The organism is Denitrobacterium sp., from assembly GCF_056180635.1.
Genome location: NZ_JAZZJS010000062.1, coordinates 1 through 22,077 on the forward strand (window position 1 = coordinate 1; position 22,077 = coordinate 22,077).

Below are 22,077 nucleotides of genomic sequence, written 5' to 3' on the forward strand. Positions count from 1 at the left end.
CCCGACTGCGACGTTACCTACCCGCTGCCCAAGGGCAAGGTCGAGTCGACCGAGCAGATGTGCGAGACGTGCGGCATGCCCATGATCAAGGTCACGCCGTTCCGCAGCAAGCCTCATATGCAGTGCATCGACCCGGAATGCGAGACGAATCGCGAGCCCGACGTGGAAGTGGGCGTCTGCCCGAAGTGCAAGGAAGCGGGGAAGACGAGCAAGCTCATCGCGCGCAAGAACCCGCGCACGCTGAAGCGCTCCATCACCTGCGAGAACTTCGACGAATGCCAGACGCGCTACCCGCTGCCCCAGTACGGCGAGCTCACGGCCACCGAAGAGGTCTGCGAGCATTGCGGCGCCCCCATGGTGATCGTCACCACCAACCGCGGCCCGTGGAAGCTCTGCCCGAATTTCGAATGCCCGGGTAGGGAAATCGCCGCGAAGGAGAAGGAAGAGCGCAAGGCTGCGCGCGCCGCGAAGAAGACGGCTGCGAAGAAGACGAGCAAGTCGAAGAAATAGCCTGCTGGGCTGCGTGGTCTCATTCGCGCATGCCCCCTTTGCTCCGTTGTCGATAAACGGAGATTGGACGATGTTACCGCCGCGTTGCGAACGAGCAGCGCGGCGGATTCTATAATCGGTGGTTGATACTAGGGCGGGTTAGTCCCGCTTCTCTACCGGAAGGATCGCACGCCTATGGAGGGCACGTTCATAACGTTCGAAGGCGGCGATGGCGCGGGCAAAAGCACGCACATCGCGTTTCTGGCCGACGCCCTGCGTGCTCAGGGCCGCGAAGTCCTGTGCCTGCGCGAGCCGGGCGGAACGCGCATCGGCGAAGCCCTGCGCGGCATCGTGCTCGACCCGGCGCATGGCGCCATGACTCCCGAAGCCGAGCTGTTCATCTACGAAGCGGCTCGTGCCCAGATCGTCGCCGAGCTCATCAAGCCCGCGCTGGAAGCGGGCAAGGTCGTCTTGTGCGATCGCTTCTACGACTCCACCGTGGCCTATCAGGCATATGGGCGCGGCCTGTCGCTCGAATTCGTGCGCGCCGCAAACGAATTCGCTTGCCAGGGGCTGCATCCGCATCGCACGGTGCTCATGAGGGCGTCCTCTTCCGCGGCGTCGCTGCATCGCGCCACGCGCTCTTCGGGCGCCGACCGCATGGAGCAGGCTGGGCTCGATTTCCACGAACGCGTTAGCCAGGCGTTCGAAAGCCTCAATCAGGTCGACCCCGAACGCGTTCGCGTCGTCGACTCGTCGGGCGCGAAGGCCGAAACGGCGCGTGCCGTGTTCGCGGCCGTGGCCGATTGCGTTGGCTGGGACCCTGCGAACCTGCCATTCGACGATGCATTCTTCCAGACCGCCAACAAGCGGCACAAGCCTGCTGAAAAGCCCGAATCGGGGGCGCGCTCGTGACCGATCCCTTCAATCGCATACTCGGGCAGCCCCAGGTAAGGCGCTTCCTTCGTGCCGTCGTGGCTTCGGGCCGCGTTGGCCAGACGTATCTCTTCACGGGGCCCGTTGGGTCCAACAAGACCCAGGCCGCCTACGCGTTCGCGCAGTCCATCCTGTGCGAAGACGGCGGTTGTGGCACGTGCGAGACGTGCAAGCGCATCATGCGCCGCCGTCATCCCGACGTGCGCTTCTACGAGCCCGAAAGCGCTTCGGGCGATTACCTCGTGGGCCAGGTGCGCGAAATCGTCAGCGACGTTTCCCTTGCGCCCATCCAGGCGAAGGGGAAGGTCTACATCATCAACCGTGCCGACCGCCTTTCCGTGCAGGCCGCGAACGCGTTTCTGAAAACGCTCGAGGAGCCTCCCGAGGATTGCACGCTCATCCTCATGGGGCGTACGGTCGACGGCGTTCTGCCCACCATCGTCTCGCGCTGCCAAACGGTCCCGTTCCGCTACATTCCCGCCGCCGAAGCGTCGGGCATCGTGGTTCAGAACAGCGGTTGTTCGGAATTGCAGGCGCTCGTGGCCATCCAGGCGTGCAATGGCTCCATTTCAGGCGCCATCGAGTTCGTGAAGAGCTCCGACCGCTTCGCGTTCCGCAGCCGCGTCATCGGCGTGCTGCAGTCGCTGCCACTTGCCGACGACCTCGACGTGCTGGAATACGCGGCGGAATTGCTGGAAAAGGCCAAGGCGCCGCTCGACCTGGTACGCGCCAAGCTCGAGGAGGAGCTCGCCGCCTCCTCCGACTTCATGGCGGCTTCGGCGCTTCGCCAAATCGAGGCGCGCAACAAGCGCGCGCTCTCCTCGAAGAGCCGCTCCATGCTCTTCCAGATGACGTCAATTATCCGGTCGTGGCTGCGCGACGTGCTCATGGTGCGCAGCGGGGCCGCTCAACTGGTAATCAACGAAGATTTCCGCGGTGGCATCGAAGAGGCTGCCGCGAGAGCCGACACGGCCGCCATTTCGCGCGCGCTCGTGTCGGTCGATGAAGCCGATAAGGCTATTCGATATAATGTTTCCCCTGAAACGTGTATCGATGTGCTTCTATTGCAGATAAGAGAGGAACTGTATGGTTCGCATTGCGCCCGTGGCGTTGCAATATAACCCCCGCACGCTCTGGTTCGATCCGGGCGATTTGGAAATCAACGATGGCGACCAGGTCATCGTGAAAACCGAGCGCGGCACCGATTTCGGCCGCGCCAAAGGCATTATCGAAGTCGACGAGTCGGAGCTTTCCCGCTTGAAGACCAAGCTCAAGCCCGTGGTGCGCGTTGCCACGGAAGAAGACCTCCAGAAGATCGAGGAGCTTCGCCAGCTGGGCCGCGACGCCCTGCCCATCTTCCGCGAAATGGCCGCGGAATCAAATCCCGATATGCATCCCGTCATGGTCGAGTACCTCTTCGAGGGCGACCGGGCGGTGTTTTTCTTCGAGGCCGAAGAGCGCATCGACTTCCGCGATTTGGTGCGCAAGCTCGCCGCCGAACTGCACGTACGCGTTGACATGCGCCAGATTGGCGTGCGCGACGAGGCTCGTCTCGTGGGTGGGCTGGGCCACTGTGGCCAGGAGCTTTGCTGTCGCCGCATGGGCTGCGAGTTCAAGCCCGTTTCCATTCGCATGGCGAAGGAGCAGGACCTTTCCCTGAACCCGCAGAAGATTTCCGGCGTGTGCGGTCGCCTCATGTGCTGCCTGCGCTACGAATTCGACGCCTACAAGGATTTCAAGAGCCGTGCCCCCAAGCAGAACGCGAAGATTTCCACGCCCCAGGGAACGGCGAAGGTCACCTCGCTCAACGTGCCCAAGGAAGAGGTAACGGTTCGCCTGGAAGAGGGCGATGGCAAGCAGATCACGTTCCCGCTTTCCGCGATGGACCCGGTTCCCGAAGACGCCGAGTCGAAGCGCCCGAAGAGCATCGGTGATGTATTCGACGAGTATGCGAACCCCGATCCGTTCGCCACGTCGCTGGGCCTTTCCACGTTCGACACCGCTGGCTTCACGAGCGAAGACAAGCTTGCCAAGCCCGAGGCGCATCATAATCCGCAGCGCAAGCGCAAGCAGGACGACGAGGCGGGCGAGTCTTCGTCGCGCAAGCGTCGCCGCCGTTCGCGCGGTCGCGGCAAGGGCTCGTCGTCTTCGAACGACAAGCAGGCTCGCGGCAATCAGGGCGGCAAGCAAGAATCTTCGTCGCGCAAGAAGAGCGCCTCGAAGGAAGGCGAATCGTCGAAGTCCTCGTCGCGCAAGCCGCGCAACAGGGGCGGCAACGCGCAGTCGAAGCCGCGTCCGGGGCATAAGTCCAGCGGCCTGCAGCAGCCCCGTGATGCGAAGTCGCAGGGCGGCCAGCAGAATCAGCAGAAACAGGGCGGTGGCGCGCATCGTCGCAGCCGTCGCCGAAGCCATACGTCGGGAGGCGAATCCCATGAGTAATGCCGGCGCTTGCGTCGATTACGCTCTTTTTACCGATCTCTACCAGCTCACCATGGCCCAGGGCTATTGGCAGAGCGGAAAGGCCGATGAAGAGGCCTGCTTCAACATGTATTTCCGCGCGAACCCCTTTTCGGGCGGATACACCGTGGCCTGCGGCATGGCGCAGCTCGCCGAGATGTTCGAGACGTTCTCGTTCGACGATGGCGACATCGAGTATCTGGCTGGGCTTTCCGCGCCTGCGGGCGGTCCGCTGTTCGACCCGTCCTTCCTGCAGTATCTGAAGGACATGGAGCTCACGCTCGACGTGGATGCGGTGCACGAGGGAACGCTCGTGTTCCCCAACGAGCCGCTCGTGCGCGTGAAGGGCCCCATCATCCAGTGCCAGCTTGTTGAAACGGCGCTTCTGAACTGCGTTAACTTCCAGTCGCTCATAGCCACGAAGGCTGCGCGCGTGTGCCTGGCGGCGGGTGGCCCCGTTGCCGAGTTCGGCCTGCGGCGCGCCCAGGGCACGGGTGGCCTGTGGGCCAGCCGCGCGTCCGTGGTGGGTGGCTGCGCTTCCACGAGCAACGTGCTTGCGGGCAAGATGTTCGACATCCCCGTGTCGGGCACCCATGCTCATTCGTGGGTTATGGCCTTCGAAGACGAGATTACGGCGTTCCGCACGTACGCGAAGCTGTTCCCGCGCAACTGCGTTCTTCTCATCGATACCTACGATGTGAAGCAGGGCCTGGAAAACGCCATCACCGTGGGCCTCGAGATGAAGGAACGCGGCGAGAAGCTCCTCGGCGTGCGCATCGACTCGGGCGACCTGGCATGGCTCGCCAAGGAATGCCGTGCGCGCCTCGACGAGGCCGGCCTGCCGGAAACGGGCATCGTCCTTTCCAACGACCTCGACGAATACGCCATCCACTCCATTTGCGAGCAGGGCGCCATCGTGGGCAGCTGGGGCGTGGGCACCAAGCTCGCCACCGCGTACGACCAGCCCACGCTCGGCGGCGTGTACAAGCTCTCCGCCACGCGCAACCCGGGCGAGGCCTCGTGGCGCGACCATGTGAAGGTAACCGAGAGCACCGCCAAGCTCACGTTCCCCGGCGTGCTCGACATTCGCCGCTACTACATGGAAGATGGCTCCATCGCAGGCGACATGGTGTTCGACGTGAACGAGCCCATCAATGCTGAAGAGCGCATCGTCGACCCCACCGACGAGCTGCGTCAGAAGACGCTTTCCGGCCTCACGCACGAAACGCTTCTGCATCCGCTCGTGAAGGGCGGGGAAGTGGTGCTGCCCGCCGAATTCCGCGACGCCATGAAGGCGCGCGAACGTGCGGTCGAGGGCTTCTCGCGACTCGACGAGTCGCGCAAGCGCCTCTACAACCCCCATTCGTATCCTGTTGGTTTGGAAGCTGGCCTCTTTGCTCGTCGTCGCGACCTGGCGGCGCATCTTCGTGGCCTGAAATAGGTGTGTCGTGATTCGCGTTATTGCAGACTCAACGGTCTATCTGCCGCCCGAAGTGCGCAATGCGCCCGATGTGCGCGTGCTTTCGCTTTTCGTGCGTCATGCGGGCGAGGAATACGTCGAAGCCGAAATGGACATCGACGCATTTTATGCGCGCATCGGCGAAATGATTGACGATATTCCCACGTCGAGCCAGCCTTCGCCCCTTACCGTCGAGGAAGAGCTCGAAGACGCGGCCCTTGCGGGCGATTCCGTGATCTGCCTCTGCGTGTCGTCAGTGCTCTCGGGCACGTACGAAGGCCTCATTCGCGCGGCTCGCGTGGTGGAGGCACGCCACGCGTCGTTCGAATATGCCATCATCGACACCAGTTCCACCGGCGGCGATTCCACCGGTGCCGCGCTCGAGGCGCTCGACGCCGCGCGTGCGGGCCATTCGCTGCCCCATTGCGTGCAGCGCGCCCTGTTCGGCGTGCAGAGCTCGCGCATCATCTTCGCGCCCGAGTCGCTCGACTACCTGCGTGCGGGCGGTCGCATCGGTGCGGCTGGCGCCCTCCTGGGCGGCCTGATGAACATCCGCCCCGTGCTCACCGTCACCGATGGCGGCGTGCGCGTGCTTGCGAAGGTCCGCTCGCAGAAGAAGGCGCTCGCGCGCATCTTCGCGCAGCTCGAGCAGGACATTCAGGAAGCCGGCGGCCTGAAGCGCCTCGTGGTGCATTACATCGGCAGCAAGGATCGCGCCGTGGAATGGGCACGCGAGGTAGTGGAGCCCTACGTGGGGCATCCCGTGGATGTCGTTCCCGTTAGCCCTGTCGTCGGGTGCCATGTGGGTCCCGCGATGGGCATCGCATACCAGTGCAATAACCCCCTTGCCCTGAAAATCACGGGCAATGTGCAGCAGCTCGCCTGCACGCATTAGCAGAATAGAGGTCTTATGCAGCCAAAGTGCAATCTGATCGTGGACTCCTGCTGCGATCTTCCCGTCAGCGCAATCGACAAGCCGGGCGTGTCGCTCATCAAGTTCCCGTACGTGCTCGATGGCGTCGAGCACATCGACGACTTGTACCAGTCCACGTCTCCGCGCGATTTCTTCGCCGCCATGTGCGACAAGAAGCGCCAGCCTCCCACCACGTCGCAGCTGCCCGCGCGCGTGCTGCACGATGAGTTCGAGAAGGCGTACGCGAGTGGCGTTCCCACGGTGTACCTCAGCTTTTCCAGCGGCCTTTCCGGCAGCTACGACGCCGCGGTCCTCATGCGCGATTCGCTTGCCGCGCAGCATCCCGATGGAAGGCTCTACGTGGTCGACACCAAGCTCGCTTCCATCGCCGAGGGCCTGCTCGTCATGGGAGCCATCGAGCAGCGCGATGCCGGCCTTTCCGCCGAGGAAATGGTCGCATGGGTTGAAGAGGCTCGCTACTTCGTGAACGCGCAGTTCATGGTCGACGACCTCGAGGCGCTGCGCCGTGGCGGCCGAATTCCCTCGGGCGTTGCGCTGGCGGGCGCGAAGCTCGACGTGAAGCCGCTTCTGGGCTTCGACCTCGACGGCCACCTGTCGCTCGTGGGCATGGCGCGCGGTCGCAAGAAGGGCATTCGCCAGCTGGCCGAATACTATTCCAAGCACTACGATGCCGCCGCTGGCTCCAACCAGGTGCTCATGGGCAATGCCGATTGCCCGAAGGACATGGAGCGCCTGCGCGGCGAGGTGGGGAAGGTCAACCCCACGGCGGTGTTTGTCGATTCCAGCATTGGGCCCGTCATCGGCAGCCATGTGGGCGCCGGCATGCTGGCTGTGGTGTTCTGGGGCCCCGACCGCCGCGAAGAGCTTTCCGTTACCGATCGAATCGCACGTAGAGTGAAGGGAAAATAGCAACCTATGAACTACAAGTGCAATCTCATCATCGATTCATGCTGCGACTTGCCGAAGGAAATGTGGGACGTTCCGGGCGTTACCATGCTGCCCTTCACGTATTCCGACGACGTGGCCAGCTTCGTCGACGACTCGTTCCAGAGCCGCACGCCCCACGAATTCTACGAGTGGATCGCCAAGGGCGCCGCGCCCAAGACGTCGCAGCCCAGCCAGATGGTCTACGAGGAGGCGTTCCGCGCCGCCGTCGAGTCGGGCGTTCCCACGGTGTACCTGTGCATGTCGAGTGGCATCTCTGGCGCATATGATGGCGCAATCATGGCGCTCGATCGCATGAAGCGCGAATTCGGCGAGGATATCGAGCTCTACGTGGTCGACACGCTCATCGGATCCACGCCGCTGGGCCTGTTCGTGCAGGAGGCCATGCGCCTGCAGCAGAGCGGCATGTCCGCGCGCGAGCTGGCCAACTGGGCAACCGAGGCGCGCTACTTCACGCACATCATCTTCATGGTGGAAGACCTCGAGTGCCTCCATCGCGGCGGTCGCATTCCCGCCAGCGTGGCCGTTGCCGGCGCCAAGCTCGACGTCAAGCCGCTGCTCACGTTCGACCTGCAGGGCAAGCTGTCCATCATCGGCGCTTCGCGCGGCCGCAAGAAGGGCATGAAGCGCATGGTCGATTACTACCTGAAGAATCGCGACGTCGACTCCCTTGGCAAGCCCATCGCGGTGGGCAACGCCGATGTGGAGCACGATTCCGAAAAGCTCGAGGCGATGATCTGCAAGCAAGATGAGGGCGCCATGTTCCTGAACCTGAACATTGGACCCACGATCGGGTGCCACGTTGGCCCGGGCATGCTCTCGTGCTGCTTCTGGGGCAACGACCGCAGGAAGAACCTATCGGTGTCCGACCGCATCGCCAACAGGGTCAAGTCGAATTAATAGATGGTCTGCGGGGTGCCACGGCGCCCCGCTTCAATGAGAAGGGAAACGAAATGCCCAAGTCATTTGTGTTTGTTGGACATCAGGGTATTGGATCGGTGCTGGCTCAGAATCTCGCTGCGGCTGGTTTCCCCGCTGCATCCGATGTCGATTCCGCCGATGTCATCTTCACGTTCTGCACGTCGCAGGAAGCGCTCGAGAACGTCTACCTCGAGGAAGAGGGCATCATCTCGACGGCCCAGCCCGGCTCGTACCTGGTTGACTTCAGCGCCACGACCCCGGCGTTCGCGCGCGAGCTTTCCGCGGTTGCCCAGGTGAACGACCTGCATATCGTGGAGGCGCCGCTTGTGGTGCGCGACGTTACCGTGCAGAACGCATACGCCAACCCCCAGAACCTGCTGGCTCTCGTGGCGGGCGAGGAGGCCGACGCCAACGAGGTGGCCCAGATGCTCGCTGCCGTCGTGGGCGCGGTCGAACCGTGCGGCGGTGCGGGCGAAGCCCAGCTCGCCAAGTGCGCGTTCACCATTCAGCAGGTCATGCAGCTGCAGGCGTTCATGGAAGCCGACGCCCTCTGCCGCGCTTCGGGTGGCCTCTCCGCCGCCGTGGGCGCAGCCGACCGCGTGGTACGCTCGCAGATGGTTCCCGCGCATATCCAGAACCTCGCTTCCGCATTGGAAGAGGGAAGCTTCACGAGCACGTGCACGGTGGAGGTGCTCCTGAACGAAATCGAGGCGGTGCTCGCGTGCGCCGACGAGATCAATCTCATCGTGCCCCTTTCCGAGGCAGCCGATTACCTGCTGCGCCTGCTGGCCACCATTGGCGGCGTCGACATGGCCGCGTCGGCGCTTTCCCTCGTCTATCGCGACGAGGAGGAAAGCTCCAAGTACGGCCTCGACTGGAACCGCGCGCAGGAAGCCTACACGTCGCTGGGCGCCGTCGATGATTACGACGACGAAGACGACGATGACGAGTGCGACTGCGGCCATCATCACCATCACCACGATGAAGGGTTTGGCACGTTCGGTGACTACTCTGCCAACTAGCTGCGAACTCTGTCCCCGCCGCTGCGATGCGAACCGTGCGGCGGGCGAGCGCGGCGTGTGCGGCGCGGCCAACGAGCTGCGTATCGCGCGCGCTGCGCTTCACGAATGGGAAGAGCCGCCCATCAGCGTGGGCGCGGGCAGTGGCGCGGTGTTCTTCAGCCATTGCCCCCTGCGTTGCATCTTCTGCCAGAATGCCCAGATTGCCTGCGGCGAACATGGTACCGATATTCCAGTCGAGCGCTTGGCGCGCATCTTCGTGGAACTGCGCGCGCAGGGCGCGGCGAACATCAACCTCGTCACGCCGAGCCATTACTTTCCGCATATCCGCGAAGCCCAGCGCCTCCTGCGCGCGAGCGAAGCCGAAGGCGCCCAGGAGCGCCTGGGTGCCGGCGATTGCTCGCCTTATGAGCGCGATCGCCTGGAAAAGCGCGCTTTCGAGCTGCCGTTCATCTGCAATACGAGTGGATACGAACGTGCGTTGACCTTGCGTGAATATGCCGACTGCGTCGATGTGTACCTCGCCGATTTCCGCTACTGGCGCGATGGCGAAAGCGACGCCGCGCGTAGGTACTCCCGTGCGCCCGAGTACTTTGACGTGGCCTCGAAAGCGCTGGCTCAGATGGTCGAGAATGCGGGCGAGCCCGCCTTTGGTCCCTTCGCGGGTAGGGAGCGCCTCGAGCGCGGCGTGGTGGTGCGTCATCTGCTCATGCCCGGACGCCTGCGCGAAAGCGAGCGCATCCTCTCGTACCTGTGGAGCGAATACGGCGCGAGCGTGCTCTACAGCATCATGAACCAGTACACGCCCATGCGCGCTTTCCCCGAGGCACCCGAGCTTGATGCGCCCGTACCCGAAGAGGAATACGAGCGCCTTCTCGACTTTGCCGATGGGCTGGGGATGCCGGAGTACTTCTGGCAAGAGGGCGGTGCGGCCAAGCAGAGCTTCATCCCCGCGTTCGATAACACGGGCGTGCTCTAGAGGCGTCTCGAATGCCTGCCGAGCAGGCTCTTTCGCTCGAGTGTGATGTTCTTGTCTCGCGCCCTACGGAAAAAGCTACAACTGTGGTAAAGTATTCTGCTGTATCTCTATGCCCTGTTTCGTGTGGGGAACAGGGTAATGTAAGCAGCTGTGAAAGGAAGTAACGTGGCAGCAGCCTCTCGTAGAACTTCTGAAAAAGCAACTCATCTCGATGTCGAGCAAGACGAAGCCATCGATCTGGAAGACGTCGAAGCGCCCGAAACGGTAACCGACGACGCTCCCGAAGACGAAACCGCCACGAACGAGGATTCCCTCGTAAAGGATGGCGACGATCTGCTCGAAGGTATCCCCGAGGAAGAGCTCAAGGCAACTACTAACGTCAACCTTCCCAAGGTGACGCATGCGCGTTCGCGCACGGGCCGCGGCCGTCGTTCCTCCGATACCTCCGTCGCGCTCCTCACCGGCGACCCCGTTCGCATGTACCTGAAGGAAATCGGCAAGGTCCCCCTTCTGAACGCTTCCGAGGAAATCGACCTCGCCATGAAGATCGAGGCTGGCGTGGAAGCCACCGAAAAGCTCGAAGCCGCCGAAGAAGAGGGCATCGAGCTCGAGCGCCGCGAGCGCCGTCGCCTCACGCGCATCGAGCAGGTGGGCCTCGACGCGAAGCAGCAGCTCATCGAAGCCAACCTTCGTCTCGTCGTTTCCATCGCCAAGCGCTACGTGGGCCGTGGCATGCTCTTCCTCGACCTCATTCAGGAAGGCAACCTGGGCCTCATTCGCGCCGTCGAGAAATTCGACTACACCAAGGGCTTCAAGTTCTCCACGTATGCTACGTGGTGGATCCGTCAGGCCATCACGCGCGCCATCGCCGACCAGGCCCGCACCATCCGCATTCCCGTGCATATGGTGGAAACCATCAACAAGCTCGTGCGCATCCAGCGCCGCCTGCTGCAGGACCTCGGCCGCGAGCCAACCCCCGAGGAAATCGCCGAGGAAATGGACCTCACGCCCGATCGCGTGCGTGAAATTCAGAAGATCAGCCAGGAACCCGTTTCCCTCGAAACGCCCATCGGCGAAGAGGAAGACAGCCAGCTGGGCGACTTCATCGAAGACGATGCCGCCATCGTGCCACCCGACGCCGCAAGCTTCAGCATGCTGCAGGAGCAGCTCACCAAGGTGCTCGACGGTCTGGCCGAGCGCGAGCGCAAGGTCATCATGCTCCGCTTCGGCCTGCAAGACGGCCATCCTCGCACGCTCGAGGAAGTGGGCAGGGAATTTGGCGTTACGCGCGAACGTATTCGCCAGATCGAGAGCAAGACGCTTGCCAAGCTCCGTCACCCCAGCCGCAGCTCGAAGCTGAAGGATTACCTGGAAGATTAAACGGGCTTTCCGCTTGCCTTAGCGCTGGCATTCCGCTGCATGTCACTCGCGTGCGTGCTCGGGATGCCAGTTTTCTTTTGCCAGCCGCCGTGGCGGCGCCAACGATTGCAAGGAGTCGACATGACCACTACCATCAGCGTTCCCGACGCCCACGGCGGTGCGGAACATCAGGTCGAGGTGAACGACGCCAAGGTGCGCCAGTTCGTCGACCGCGTGCGCAAAGTGGCCAAGGAGCGCCGCAAATGGGCGAAGCGCGAGCATATTGCCTGCTATCGCGTGTACGATGCCGACATCCCCGAATACAACGTCGCCATCGAGCTCTTCGAGGGAGCGGGGGAATCGGCGGGGGAGCGCTATTGCGTTGTCGCCGAGTATCGCGCGCCTAGCTCCATCAGCGAGGACGTTGCCGCCGCGCGCTTTTCCGACGTGCTTGCCGTCGTGCCCTTCGCGCTCGACGTTTCCGCCGAAAACGTGTTCGCCAAGCAGCGCCGTCGTGCCAAGGGCGGCGGGCAGTACACGCACGAGCAGCACGAATCCCGTGTTGCGTTCACCTCGGAGCCTGATTTCCGCAAGCAGAGCGACTACCTCGTCGAGCTCGACTTCTCGGGGTACCTCGATACGGGCCTGTTCCTCGATCACCGCGTGACGCGCCAGATGGTTGGCCGCATGGCCGAGGGAACGCGCTTTCTGAACCTCTTCTCGTATACGGGCACGGCCACGCTACACGCGGCTGGTGGCGGTGCGTTCTCGACGACCACCGTCGACATGTCGCAGACGTATCTCGACCGTGCGCGCAGGAACATGAAGCGGAACGGCTTCACGGGCGCGCCGCATCATTTCGTGCGCGCCGACGTGACCAGCTGGATCGTGCAGGAGGCACGCACGTCTCACCGGTACGACCTCGTGTTCTGCGACCCTCCCACGTTCAGCAACGGCAAGGCGATGGGCGAGCGCACCTGGGATGTGCAGCGCGACCACGCTAAGCTTCTCGTTGCAATCGCGAACGTGCTGAAGGAAGGAGGCGCCATCGTGTTCAGCTGCAACCTGCGTGGGTTTAAGATCGATGCCGACGCCCTGGATGCGGCTGGCCTGGCGGTGGAGGATATCAGCGAGCGCACCATTCCGCATGATTTCGAGCGCAACCCGAAGATTCACCGCTGCTTCCTCGTTACTCGCAAGGGCGATGCCCCTGCGAATGCGTAGAAGCAGCGGTGCTCGTTTCGCATCGCGCATAAGCCCCAGTGCATAAGCCCCAGCACAAAAGATAACGCCGTCCCGTGGGACGGCGTTTCGCATGTACGCTGCAGCGTTCGCGCTAGCGGTTTTCGACTTCGAACTTCTTCATGAAGTCGATGAGCGCTTCCACGCCCGCCTTCGGCATGGCGTTGTAGATGCTGGCGCGCAGGCCGCCCACGCTGCGATGGCCCTTCAGGTTCGTAAGGCCAGCTGCGTTCGCTTCCTTGGCGAACTTGGCGTCGAGGTCGGCATCGCCCGTGACGAAGGTCACGTTCATCATGCTGCGGTCTTCCTTGGCCGCAACGCCGCGGAACAGCGCGCTCTCGTCGATTGCGTCGTAGAGGAGCTGCGCCTTTTCCTCGTTGAGCTTCTGCACGGCTTCAAGGCCGCCCAGTTCCTTCAGGTACTTGAACACGAGGCCGCACATGTAGATGTTCCAGCAGGGCGGGGTGTTGTACAGGCTCTTCTTGTCGACGTGCGTCTTGTAGTTCATCATGACCGGCACGCCGTCGATGGCGCCTTCGGGCACCAGGTCGTGGCGTACGATGACGATCTGCACGCCCGAGGGTCCAACGTTCTTCTGAACGCCTGCGTGGATGAGGCCGAACTTGCTCACGTCTACGGGTTCGGAAAGGAACATGCTGCTCTGGTCGCTTACCAGGATCTTGCCCTTGGTGTCGGGCAGGCTGTTGAAGCGGATGCCATGCACCGTTTCGTTCTGGCAGAGGTAGACGTAGTCGGCGTCGCTGGAAATGGCGAGGTCGGAGCAGTCGGGCAGGTGGCTGAAGTTGTCTTCGGCGCCGGTTGCCACGATGCGTGCGTCGATGAAGCGCGCCGCTTCCTGCTGCGCCTTCTTCGACCACTGGCCCGTGACGATGTAGTCGGCCACGCCGTTCTTCGCCAGCGACAGGTTCATGGGCACGGCCGCGAACTGCAGGCTGTCGCCGCCCTGCAGGAAGAGCACGTCGTAGTTGGCGGGAATGCCCATGAGGTCGCGCAGGTCCTGCTCGGCGTTATCGATGATGCCCTGGAAGGCGGGGGAGCGATGGCTCATTTCCATCACTGACATGCCACACCCCTGGTAATCCATCATATCGGCTGCCGCCTGGGCAAGTACGGGCTCGGGCAGAATTGCCGGGCCGGCCGAGAAATTGTAAACGCGTGGCATGGAACCTCCTTTGCATCGAATTGTCTCAACGACTGTAACACTCTATAGTGCTTTCGGGCGCGGAATTCTCAGCCCGGGGGATAACCATGCGTCATCTTCACGGTTACCGGGAAAACGCTTACTTTAGTCTGCGATAGTATTGTGTATTTGCGATAAGCTATCCGGGTAAGCACTAGAATGGGCAAAATCACCGAAGGGCGGTGAGCCGGTATTCCGGCGCATATAAAGGAGGTTCAGGATGACCGAAGAAAACAAGCTCGGCGCGAAAATCACCACGCTGCGCGAAGCGCACCACATCTCTCAGCAGGACCTTGCTGACCGCACCGGTGCCGATCTTGCGACCATCCAGGGCCTTGAGGCAGGGGAATTACCTCCTTCTCTTGCTCCGCTCATTAAGATTACGCGCGCCCTGGGCGTACGCCTGGGCACGCTCATGGACGACGACGAGAACCTGGGCCCTGCGTACATCTCGCAGTCCCAGATGAAGGAAGTCGTGCGCATGAAGAGCCTGGAAACGGCCAGCGACGCCGGCGACCTGTCGTACTTCAGCCTGGCCGCGGGCCATCCTTCGCGCCACATGGATCCGTTCGTGATCACCATCTCCCCCTCGGGCGAGCTCGACCACAAGCTGGTGGGCCACGAGGGCGAGGAATTCCTCTTCGGCCTGGAAGGCGAAGTGGAAATCGAGTATGGCAAGGAACTCTACGTCCTGCATCCGGGCGAGTCGATCTACTACGACTCCATCGTGCCTCATCAGGTGCGTGCCCATAAGGGTCAGACGGCGAAGTTCCTGGCGTGCGTGTACACGCCGGTGTAGGGCGAGGGTTCATCATGGCAGAAGAGAACAACCAGAATAACCGCGACCACCTGCGCGAGGAGTTCGGCTGGACGCCGGCTGAAATCGCGCATCGTCGCGAGCAGCAGAAGGAATTCGACAACCCGTCGCCCCGTGCCGATGGCACGCCGGTTGTGCCGGGCGACCTCGATTTCCCCATGCATTCCGAAAAGACCATCGGGCAGTACCTGCGCGAGCGCGCCGAAATCGAGCCCGACCACGAGTTCATGGTCTACCCCGACCGCAACCTGCGCTGGACGTACGCCGAATTCGACGAGCGCACCGACAATCTGGCGCGCGGTATGCTCTACATCGGCATGCGCCCCGGCGACCACTTGGGCGTGTGGGCGCGCAACGTGCCCGACTGGGTGACGTTCATGTACGCCTGCGCGAAGATTGGCGTGGTCATGGTCACCATGAACCCCGTCTTCAAGAGCCACGAACTCGATTACGTGCTGAAGCAGAGCGACATGAAGGCCCTGTGCATCATCGACTCGTTCCGCGACATCGACTACAAGGAAATCGTGCGCGAGCTCATCCCCGAATCGCTCACGCAGCAGCGCGGGTACCTGAATACGGAAAATTACCCGTTCCTGAAGAACCTCATCTACATGGGGCCCGAAAAGCATCGCGGCTTCTACAGCGTGCCCGAACTGCTCCTGCTGGGCCAGCATGTGGCGGAAGAGGAGCTCTACGAGGTCACGAAGTCGTTCGACAACAACGACTGCGTGATGATGCAGTACACGAGCGGCACCACGGGCTTCCCCAAGGGCGTCATGCTCACGCATCGCAACATCCTCAACGACGGCTTCTTCATCGGCGAGGGCATGAAGCTCACGCCGAACGACCGCGTGTGCCTGCCCGTGCCGTACTTCCATTGCTTCGGCTGCGTGCTGGGCATCATGGCCATCCTCACGCATCGCGCCACCATCGTGGGCGTGGAAAGCTTCGACGCGGAAATGGTGCTGCGCGCCATCGACCGCGAGAAGGCCACGGCCGTGTATGGCGTTCCCACCATGTACATTGCCGAGTTGAACCACCCCAACTTCAGCAAGTACGACATGAGCAGCCTGCGCACGGGCATCATGGCGGGCAGCCCCTGCCCGCCGGCCACCATGGCCGAGGTCATCGACAAGATGAACATGAAGGACATCACCATCTGCTACGGCCTCACCGAAACGAGCCCCGTGTTCACGCAGACGAGCGTCGACGACGACATCGACCACAAGTGCCATACGGTGGGTCGCAAGCACCCGCCCGTGAGCGTGAAGGTCATCGACCCGAACGACGGCCACGAGTGCGGTCCCGGCGAGCATGGCGAGCTGTGCTGCAAGGGCTACAACGTCATGAAGGGCTACTACAAGATGCCCGATAAGACGGCCGAAGCCATCGACGAAGACGGCTATTTGCATTCGGGCGACATGGGCACGGTCGACGAAGACGGCTACTACCGCGTTACCGGCCGCATCAAGGACATGATCATCCGCGGCGGCGAGAACATCTACCCGCTCGAGGTTGAAAACTTCCTGCTCACCATGCCCGGCGTGCTCGACGCGCAGGTCGTTGGCATCCCCGACGAGAAGCTCGGCGAAATCGTGGGCGCCTTCATCCGCACGCGCCCCGGCTTCGAAGGCATGACCGAGGAAGACGTGCGCGCGTACGCCATTCCGCGCATCGCCCGCTTCAAGGTGCCCAAGCGCGTGTTCTTCATCGACGAGTTCCCCATGAACCCGGCCAAGAAGGTGCAGAAGTTCAAGCTGCGCGAAATGGCCAAGGAGCTCACCGATCGCGTGAACCAGAGCGTGTTCTCGAACGAGGAAGCGCTGCGCGAAAGCCAGGAAGACGATTCCAAGGGCGGTATGTTCCGCGAGCACTAATAGCGCGCTGCGAATACGCATGAGCGGGGTGGCTGGCTGTGCCGGTCGCCCCGCTTTCGCATGCCCCGCATTTTGTGTTGCGCGTGCGTTTATTTTGCAATCTTTTGTATCCTTAGCCCCAAGACGGGTATCGTATACGCGCGTTGGCAGAATACGCGCGGGTGTGGCGGAATTGGCAGACGCGCCAGATTTAGGTTCTGGTGGGGCAACCCGTGAAGGTTCAAGTCCTTTCACCCGCACCAACAAGAAGCGTTTAGCTGCTGAAACGTACATGGATGCGCTCATTGCGCATTCCTGGGCAAAGATAAACAGATGGAGGATTTCGAGTGGAAACCAAAGTTCAGGCTCTGGACGGCAACCAGAAGAAGCTGACGATCACGATCGACGCCAAGGAAGTCGATGCGCGCATCAAGAAGCAGTACAAGGACTTCGCGTACAAGTACAATTTCCCCGGGTTCCGCAAGGGCAAGGCTCCCCGTCCCGTCATCGACAACGTGCTGGGCAAGGAAGCCGTGGTGGCCACCGTCACCGACGACGTGCTGAACTCCCTGTATCCCCAGGCTATGGACGCTGAAGACCTGATTGCCATCAGCCAGCCCCAGTTCGAGGACGCCGAGGCCATGGTGGAAGCCGGCAAGCCCTTCAGCTTCACCGTCACCGTGGAAACCCGTCCCGAGTTCGAGCTCTCCAGCTACGACCAGATTTCCGTCAAGCTTCCCTCCGAAGAAGCCACCGACGCCGAAATCGACGAGCAGATCGAAGAGCTGCGCAACTATTACTACACGTTCGAAGATGCTGCCGCTAACGCGAAGCTCAAGGAAGACAGCTTCGCCGAGCTGGCCATTTCCGCCAAGGACGAAGAGGGCAACGCCATCGAGTCGCTGGAAAGCGAATCTCGCCTGTACCAGCTTGGTCAGGGCCTGTTTCCCGCTAGCTTCGATGCCGAACTGGTGGGCATGAAGAAGGGCGATTCCAAGTCCTTCGAAATCGACATGGCCGCCGAGCCTTCCATGATGGCTGCCAGCTCGAAGGCCAAGGTTGCCTTCGAGGTTACGGTCAACCAGGTCAAGAAGCGCATCCTTCCCGAAATCACCGACGAGTGGGCTCGTGAGACGGCTGGCTTCGAGGGCGGCGTCGAGGAACTCCGCTCCCGCGTTGCCGACAGCATCAAGGATCAGAAGTCCCAGATGATGCCCCGCCTGCGCGAGAACGAGGCTCTCTACGCCATTCAGGAACGCCTGCAGGGCGAAGCTCCCGCTTCCCTGTGCGAGCAGGAAGAGCAGAACCTGCTGCAGAACTTCTTCATGCAGATCCAGCAGTCCGGCATGACCTTCGACGGCTACCTGGCTCAGATGGGCATGACCCCCGACACCTTCAAGGACGACCTGAAGCGTCAGGCCAAGGATGTCACCGAGCAGGACCTGGCTCTCGACGCCTGGGCTCGCAACGCCAAGATCGAAGTTACCGATGCCGACATCACGGCTGAATTCGAGAAGGCCGGCGCCGAAGACCCCGCCGCCCTCGAGCGCGAATGGCGCGAGGCTGGCCGCATCGCTTCCCTGCGTGCGGGCATGCGCCGCACCCGTGCCCTCGATGCCATCATCGAAGGCATGAAGGTCGAAGAGCTCAAGCCGGGCGAGAAGCTGAACAGCGTTGCCGCCGAAGAGGCCGAGAAGGAAGCCGCTCCCGCGGCCGAGGCCAAGGAAGAGGCTCCCGCAGCAGCTTCCGCCGAAAAGCCGAACAAGACCGCTCTGAACAAGATGAAGGTCGCCGAGCTGAAGGAACTGGCCGAGGGCAAGGGCATCGACACCAAGGGTCTGAAGAAGGCCGACCTGGTCGAAGCTATTCTCGCTGCCGAATAAGCACGCGGGGAACCGTAGCAACGTTACGTCGCGTAAACACGATTGCGTAATGATAACGGGTTGGCGGCATGAGTCGTCAACCCGTTTCACTTACGTATAATGTCTGCAGTCAATTAGGAACCAATGTAGAACAGAGGTCGTTTATGAACGAATTTGTTACTCCGCAATCAGCGCTTATTCCTTATGTCATCGAGCAGTCGCCCCGTGGCGAGCGCAGCTACGACATCTATTCCCGCCTGCTCAACGAGCGCATCGTCTTCCTGGGCGAGGCAATCGACGACAACGTGGCCAACTCCGTGGTAGCGCAGCTGCTGCACCTGGAGTCCGCCGATCCCGAGAAGGATATCTCGCTGTACATCAACAGCCCCGGAGGCAGCGTTACCGCTGGTCTGGCCATCCTCGATACGATGAACTACATCCGCTGCGATGTGAGCACCATCTGCATCGGCCAGTGCGCTTCGATGGCAGCCGTTCTGCTTTCCAGCGGCAAGAAGGGCAAGCGCTACGCTCTGCCGAACAGCCGCGTCATGATCCACCAGCCTTCTGGTGGTGCCCAGGGCCAGCAGACGGAAATCGCCATCGTCGCCAAGGAAATCCTCTACATCCGCGAGCGCTTGAACCAGATCCTGGCCGAGAATTCCGGCCAGAGCCTGGAAACCATCCAGCGCGACACCGAGCGCGATAACTTCATGAGCGCAACCCAGGCCATGGAATACGGCCTCATCGACCAGGTTGTCTCTTCCCGTATCGCGCAGAACGCATAAGCAACCCCAAGGGAACAGGGCAGGATAGAACTCTATGACGAAAAACAGGAACGAAGGTCCCCGCGAGGAAGACATCAGGTGCGCCTTCTGCGGTAAGTCGCCGCAGCAGGTGAACTCCATGATCAGCGGGCCCAACGGCATCTGCATCTGCGATGAGTGCATCTCGGTGTGCGCCGAGGCCATGATGCGCGATATGGGCATGCACGCCCACGATGCATACGAGAACCCCGAGCTCGCCTCGTCTTTCGAGTCCGACGAGCCGGCTCCCGCCGACGTCTTGGAAAACCTGCCCACTCCCCACGAGCTCTACGATCGCCTCAGCGATTTCGTGGTGGGGCAGGAGGAAGCCAAGCGCGCGCTTTCCGTTGCCGTGTACAACCACTACAAGCGCATCAGCCTCGATGCCGACGCCTCCGACGACGATGTCGAGCTCGCGAAGAGCAACATCATGCTTCTGGGCCCCACGGGCAGCGGCAAGACGCTCCTCGCGCAAACGCTTGCGCGCACGCTGCGCGTTCCCTTCGCCATCGCCGACGCCACCACGCTCACCGCAGCGGGCTACGTGGGCGAAGGCGTCGAGAACATCCTGCTCAAGCTCATCACCGCGGCCGACTTCGACATTCCCCGCGCTGAAATCGGCATCGTCTACATCGACGAGGTCGACAAGATCGCGCGCAAGGCGGAAAACCTCTCCATCACGCGCGACGTGTCGGGCGAGGGCGTTCAGCAGGCGCTCCTGAAGATCGTCGAGGGCTGCGAGGCAAGCGTTCCGCCGCAGGGCGGCCGCAAGCATCCCCAGCAGGAGCTCATCCACATCGACACCACGAACATCCTGTTCATCCTGGGCGGCGCGTTCGTGGGCCTGTCCGATATCATCGCCGAGCGCGTGGGCAAGAGCGGCATCGGCTTCAACGCCGAGCTGCCGGAAAGCAAGAAGCACGAAGACGCGGAACTGCTGGCTCAGGTTCTTCCCGAAGACCTGAACAAGTTCGGCATGATCCCCGAATTCGTGGGTCGCATCCCGGTTGTCACGAACCTCAAGGAGCTTTCCGAAGCCGACCTCGTGCGCATTCTCACCGAGCCCCGCAATGCCCTGGTCAAGCAGTACCATCGCATGTTCGAGTTCGAGAACAGCGAGCTCGTGTTCGAGCCCGAGGCCCTCTCCGCCATCGCGCGCAAGGCCCTCGAGCACAATACCGGTGCCCGCGGCCTGCGTTCCATTTGCGAGAATATCCTGATGGATATCATGTACGACTTGCCCGAATTCACCGAAGCAACTACGGTTGTCGTACGCGCAAGCGACGTAACGGGCGAAACCAAGCCCGAAATCAAGCCCCGCGCCAGTGTTGTGGCTGCTGCGGGCGAAGAAGCGGTAAGCGCATAAGCTTTCGACCTTCGCATGCCCGCTTCGAGCATGCGAAGGTCGTGTTGTGTCTATAGTGGAAAGGTAGAAGCGGCAATGGCCGATAAGAAGAAGATCGATTTCGATTTTGCGGCGCATGAAGCGCCTCTGTTCAAGGCATGGAACGAGGGCGGCTACTTCAAGCGCACGCCTGGTTTTGGCAAACATGAAAACGATTGCTATACCGTCGTCATTCCGCCTCCCAACATCACGGGCATGCTGCACATGGGCCATGCGCTCGACGACACCATCCAGGATGCCTGCATCCGCCGCGCGCGCATGCAGGGCTACCAGACGCGCTGGATCCTGGGCACCGACCACGCTGGCATCGCAACGCAGACGAAGGTCGACAAGAAGCTGGCCGAGGAGGGCATCAGCCGTCTTGAAATCGGCCGCGAGAAGTTCATCGAGGCCTGCTACGACTGGCGTGCCCACTATGGCACCACCATCGTCGAGCAGATCAAGGGCATGGGCTGCAGCTGCGATTACTCCGACGAGCACTTCACGCTCGACCCCGACTACATCGACGCCGTGCGCCGCCTGTTCGTCGAGTGGTATCACGACGACCTCATCTACCGCGGCAAGCGCATCGTGAACTGGTGCCCGCATTGCACCACGGCCATTGCCGACGACGAGGCGGAATATATCGACGAAACCGGTCACCTCTGGTACCTGCGCTACCCGCTCTCGCACCCGATTGACGGGCATGCGTACATCGTCGTGGCAACCACGCGTCCCGAGACCATGCTCGGCGACACGGGCGTGGCGGTTTCGCCGAAGGACCCCGACAAGAAGAAGTTCGTCGGCGCCACGGTGAAGCTGCCCCTCGTCGACCGCGAGATCCCCATCTTCGAGGACTTCGTCGTCGATGCCGGCTTCGGCACCGGTTTCGTGAAGGTCACGCCTGCTCACGACCCCAACGACTGGGGCATGGGGCAGCGCCACGATCTGCCACGTATCAACATCTTCGACGAGACGGCTCACGTGGTTGAAGGCTATGGCAAGTTCAGCGGCATGGACCGCGACGAGGCGCGCGAGGCCGTCGTCGCAGAGTTCGAGAAGCTGGGCCTGCTCGACCACATCGAGGACCACGAGCATTCGGTCATGACCTGCTACCGCTGCCACACCAAGCTCGAGCCGTGGGAGAGCGAGCAGTGGTTCGTCGCCGTCGACAAGCTGAAGAAGCCGGCGGCCGCGGCCGTGGAAACGGGCGAGATCCAATTCCACCCCGCGCGTTGGAAGCAGGTTTACCTGGATTGGCTCGAGACCCTGAAGGACTGGTGCATCTCGCGCCAGCTCTGGTCGGGGCATCGCATTCCCATGTACTACTGCGACGCATGCGGTTGGGAAGATGCCTGCGTCGACGAGCCTGCCGTGTGCCCGAAGTGCGGCGGCGCCATCCGCCAGGACGAGG

At 62.1% G+C, this 22,077-nt stretch carries 18 protein-coding genes, 1 tRNA gene and 1 pseudogene; 19 read left to right on the top strand and 1 reads right to left on the bottom strand.

Going from position 1 to position 22,077, the window contains the following annotated elements:
- The 12 genes and pseudogenes from AC04P6_RS05390 to AC04P6_RS05445 all read left to right on the top strand — a co-directional run.
- A pseudogene (locus AC04P6_RS05390) lies at positions 1–510 on the top strand (DNA topoisomerase I); the annotation flags it as partial.
- Positions 511–684: 174 nt separating this feature from the next.
- Positions 685–1,404: a dTMP kinase gene (gene tmk / locus AC04P6_RS05395; protein ID WP_475565596.1), complete on the top strand. Its 720-nt coding sequence runs from the start codon at positions 685–687 to the stop codon at positions 1,402–1,404.
- Positions 1,401–2,546 carry a DNA polymerase III subunit gene (locus AC04P6_RS05400; RefSeq protein ID WP_475565597.1) on the top strand — a complete coding sequence of 382 codons (1,146 nt, stop codon included), beginning with the start codon at positions 1,401–1,403 and terminating at the stop codon, positions 2,544–2,546. The genes tmk and AC04P6_RS05400 overlap by 4 nt, the downstream gene beginning before the upstream one ends.
- Positions 2,512–3,864, top strand: coding sequence for a PSP1 domain-containing protein (locus tag AC04P6_RS05405; protein WP_475565598.1), 1,353 nt, complete (start codon positions 2,512–2,514; stop codon positions 3,862–3,864). Before AC04P6_RS05400 ends, AC04P6_RS05405 begins: the two co-directional genes overlap by 35 nt.
- A complete protein-coding gene (locus AC04P6_RS05410) occupies positions 3,857–5,323 on the top strand; it encodes a nicotinate phosphoribosyltransferase (RefSeq protein ID WP_475565599.1) in 1,467 nt (488 codons plus the stop codon). Before AC04P6_RS05405 ends, AC04P6_RS05410 begins: the two co-directional genes overlap by 8 nt.
- 7 nt (positions 5,324–5,330) lie before the next feature.
- On the top strand, positions 5,331–6,236 hold the full coding sequence (locus AC04P6_RS05415; protein WP_475565600.1) for a DegV family protein: 906 nt from the start codon (positions 5,331–5,333) through the stop codon (positions 6,234–6,236).
- A gap of 15 nt (positions 6,237–6,251) precedes the next feature.
- The gene (locus AC04P6_RS05420; RefSeq protein ID WP_475565601.1) at positions 6,252–7,184 is read left to right on the top strand and encodes a DegV family protein; all 933 of its coding nucleotides are present in this window, start codon (positions 6,252–6,254) and stop codon (positions 7,182–7,184) included.
- Positions 7,185–7,190: 6 nt separating this feature from the next.
- Positions 7,191–8,120 (top strand): DegV family protein, encoded by a 930-nt coding sequence (locus tag AC04P6_RS05425; RefSeq protein ID WP_475565602.1) that lies wholly within the window; start codon positions 7,191–7,193, stop codon positions 8,118–8,120.
- A 53-nt stretch (positions 8,121–8,173) separates the two neighbouring features.
- Positions 8,174–9,163: an NAD(P)-binding domain-containing protein gene (locus AC04P6_RS05430; protein ID WP_475565604.1), complete on the top strand. Its 990-nt coding sequence runs from the start codon at positions 8,174–8,176 to the stop codon at positions 9,161–9,163.
- Entirely contained in the window at positions 9,060–10,139 is a 1,080-nt protein-coding gene (locus AC04P6_RS05435) for a radical SAM protein (protein ID WP_475565605.1), read from the top strand. The genes AC04P6_RS05430 and AC04P6_RS05435 overlap by 104 nt, the downstream gene beginning before the upstream one ends.
- Before the next feature lie 231 nt (positions 10,140–10,370).
- Positions 10,371–11,519, top strand: coding sequence for an RNA polymerase sigma factor RpoD (gene rpoD, locus AC04P6_RS05440; protein ID WP_475565615.1), 1,149 nt, complete (start codon positions 10,371–10,373; stop codon positions 11,517–11,519).
- A gap of 120 nt (positions 11,520–11,639) precedes the next feature.
- On the top strand, positions 11,640–12,722 hold the full coding sequence (locus tag AC04P6_RS05445; protein ID WP_475565606.1) for a class I SAM-dependent methyltransferase: 1,083 nt from the start codon (positions 11,640–11,642) through the stop codon (positions 12,720–12,722).
- A gap of 112 nt (positions 12,723–12,834) precedes the next feature.
- Here AC04P6_RS05445 and serC read toward each other — a convergent pair whose 3' ends face one another.
- A complete protein-coding gene (gene serC, locus AC04P6_RS05450; RefSeq protein ID WP_475565607.1) occupies positions 12,835–13,923 on the bottom strand; it encodes a 3-phosphoserine/phosphohydroxythreonine transaminase in 1,089 nt (362 codons plus the stop codon).
- A gap of 238 nt (positions 13,924–14,161) precedes the next feature.
- On the opposite strand from serC, the gene AC04P6_RS05455 reads away from it, so the two are divergent.
- The 7 genes from AC04P6_RS05455 to AC04P6_RS05485 form a co-directional block, all read left to right on the top strand.
- A complete protein-coding gene (locus AC04P6_RS05455) occupies positions 14,162–14,740 on the top strand; it encodes a helix-turn-helix domain-containing protein (RefSeq protein ID WP_475565608.1) in 579 nt (192 codons plus the stop codon).
- 14 nt (positions 14,741–14,754) lie between these two features.
- A complete protein-coding gene (locus tag AC04P6_RS05460; RefSeq protein ID WP_475565609.1) occupies positions 14,755–16,635 on the top strand; it encodes an AMP-binding protein in 1,881 nt (626 codons plus the stop codon).
- A 157-nt stretch (positions 16,636–16,792) separates the two neighbouring features.
- Positions 16,793–16,877 (top strand) — tRNA-Leu (locus AC04P6_RS05465).
- An 84-nt stretch (positions 16,878–16,961) separates the two neighbouring features.
- Positions 16,962–18,497, top strand: a complete 1,536-nt coding sequence (gene tig / locus AC04P6_RS05470) for a trigger factor (RefSeq protein WP_475565610.1) — start codon at positions 16,962–16,964, stop codon at positions 18,495–18,497.
- A gap of 143 nt (positions 18,498–18,640) precedes the next feature.
- Positions 18,641–19,261 (top strand): ATP-dependent Clp endopeptidase proteolytic subunit ClpP, encoded by a 621-nt coding sequence (gene clpP, locus AC04P6_RS05475; protein WP_475565611.1) that lies wholly within the window; start codon positions 18,641–18,643, stop codon positions 19,259–19,261.
- 34 nt (positions 19,262–19,295) lie between these two features.
- A complete protein-coding gene (gene clpX, locus AC04P6_RS05480) occupies positions 19,296–20,645 on the top strand; it encodes an ATP-dependent Clp protease ATP-binding subunit ClpX (protein ID WP_475565613.1) in 1,350 nt (449 codons plus the stop codon).
- Positions 20,646–20,720: 75 nt separating this feature from the next.
- Positions 20,721–22,077, top strand: a 1,357-nt coding sequence (locus AC04P6_RS05485) for a class I tRNA ligase family protein (protein WP_475565614.1), incomplete at its 3' end; no start/stop codon positions are given.

Bases quoted from the DNA above. Each gene is read 5' to 3' on its own strand.
- tmk (WP_475565596.1), top strand. From the start codon at position 685: ATGGAGGGCACGTTCATAACGTTCGAAGGCGGCGATGGCGCGGGCAAA.
- AC04P6_RS05405 (WP_475565598.1), top strand. From the start codon at position 2,512: ATGGTTCGCATTGCGCCCGTGGCGTTGCAATATAACCCCCGCACGCTC.
- AC04P6_RS05410 (WP_475565599.1), top strand. From the start codon at position 3,857: ATGAGTAATGCCGGCGCTTGCGTCGATTACGCTCTTTTTACCGATCTC.
- AC04P6_RS05420 (WP_475565601.1), top strand. From the start codon at position 6,252: ATGCAGCCAAAGTGCAATCTGATCGTGGACTCCTGCTGCGATCTTCCC.
- AC04P6_RS05425 (WP_475565602.1), top strand. From the start codon at position 7,191: ATGAACTACAAGTGCAATCTCATCATCGATTCATGCTGCGACTTGCCG.
- AC04P6_RS05430 (WP_475565604.1), top strand. From the start codon at position 8,174: ATGCCCAAGTCATTTGTGTTTGTTGGACATCAGGGTATTGGATCGGTG.
- AC04P6_RS05435 (WP_475565605.1), top strand. From the start codon at position 9,060: ATGATTACGACGACGAAGACGACGATGACGAGTGCGACTGCGGCCATC.
- AC04P6_RS05445 (WP_475565606.1), top strand. From the start codon at position 11,640: ATGACCACTACCATCAGCGTTCCCGACGCCCACGGCGGTGCGGAACAT.
- serC (WP_475565607.1), bottom strand. From the start codon at position 13,923: ATGCCACGCGTTTACAATTTCTCGGCCGGCCCGGCAATTCTGCCCGAG.
- AC04P6_RS05455 (WP_475565608.1), top strand. From the start codon at position 14,162: ATGACCGAAGAAAACAAGCTCGGCGCGAAAATCACCACGCTGCGCGAA.
- AC04P6_RS05460 (WP_475565609.1), top strand. From the start codon at position 14,755: ATGGCAGAAGAGAACAACCAGAATAACCGCGACCACCTGCGCGAGGAG.
- clpP (WP_475565611.1), top strand. From the start codon at position 18,641: ATGAACGAATTTGTTACTCCGCAATCAGCGCTTATTCCTTATGTCATC.
- clpX (WP_475565613.1), top strand. From the start codon at position 19,296: ATGACGAAAAACAGGAACGAAGGTCCCCGCGAGGAAGACATCAGGTGC.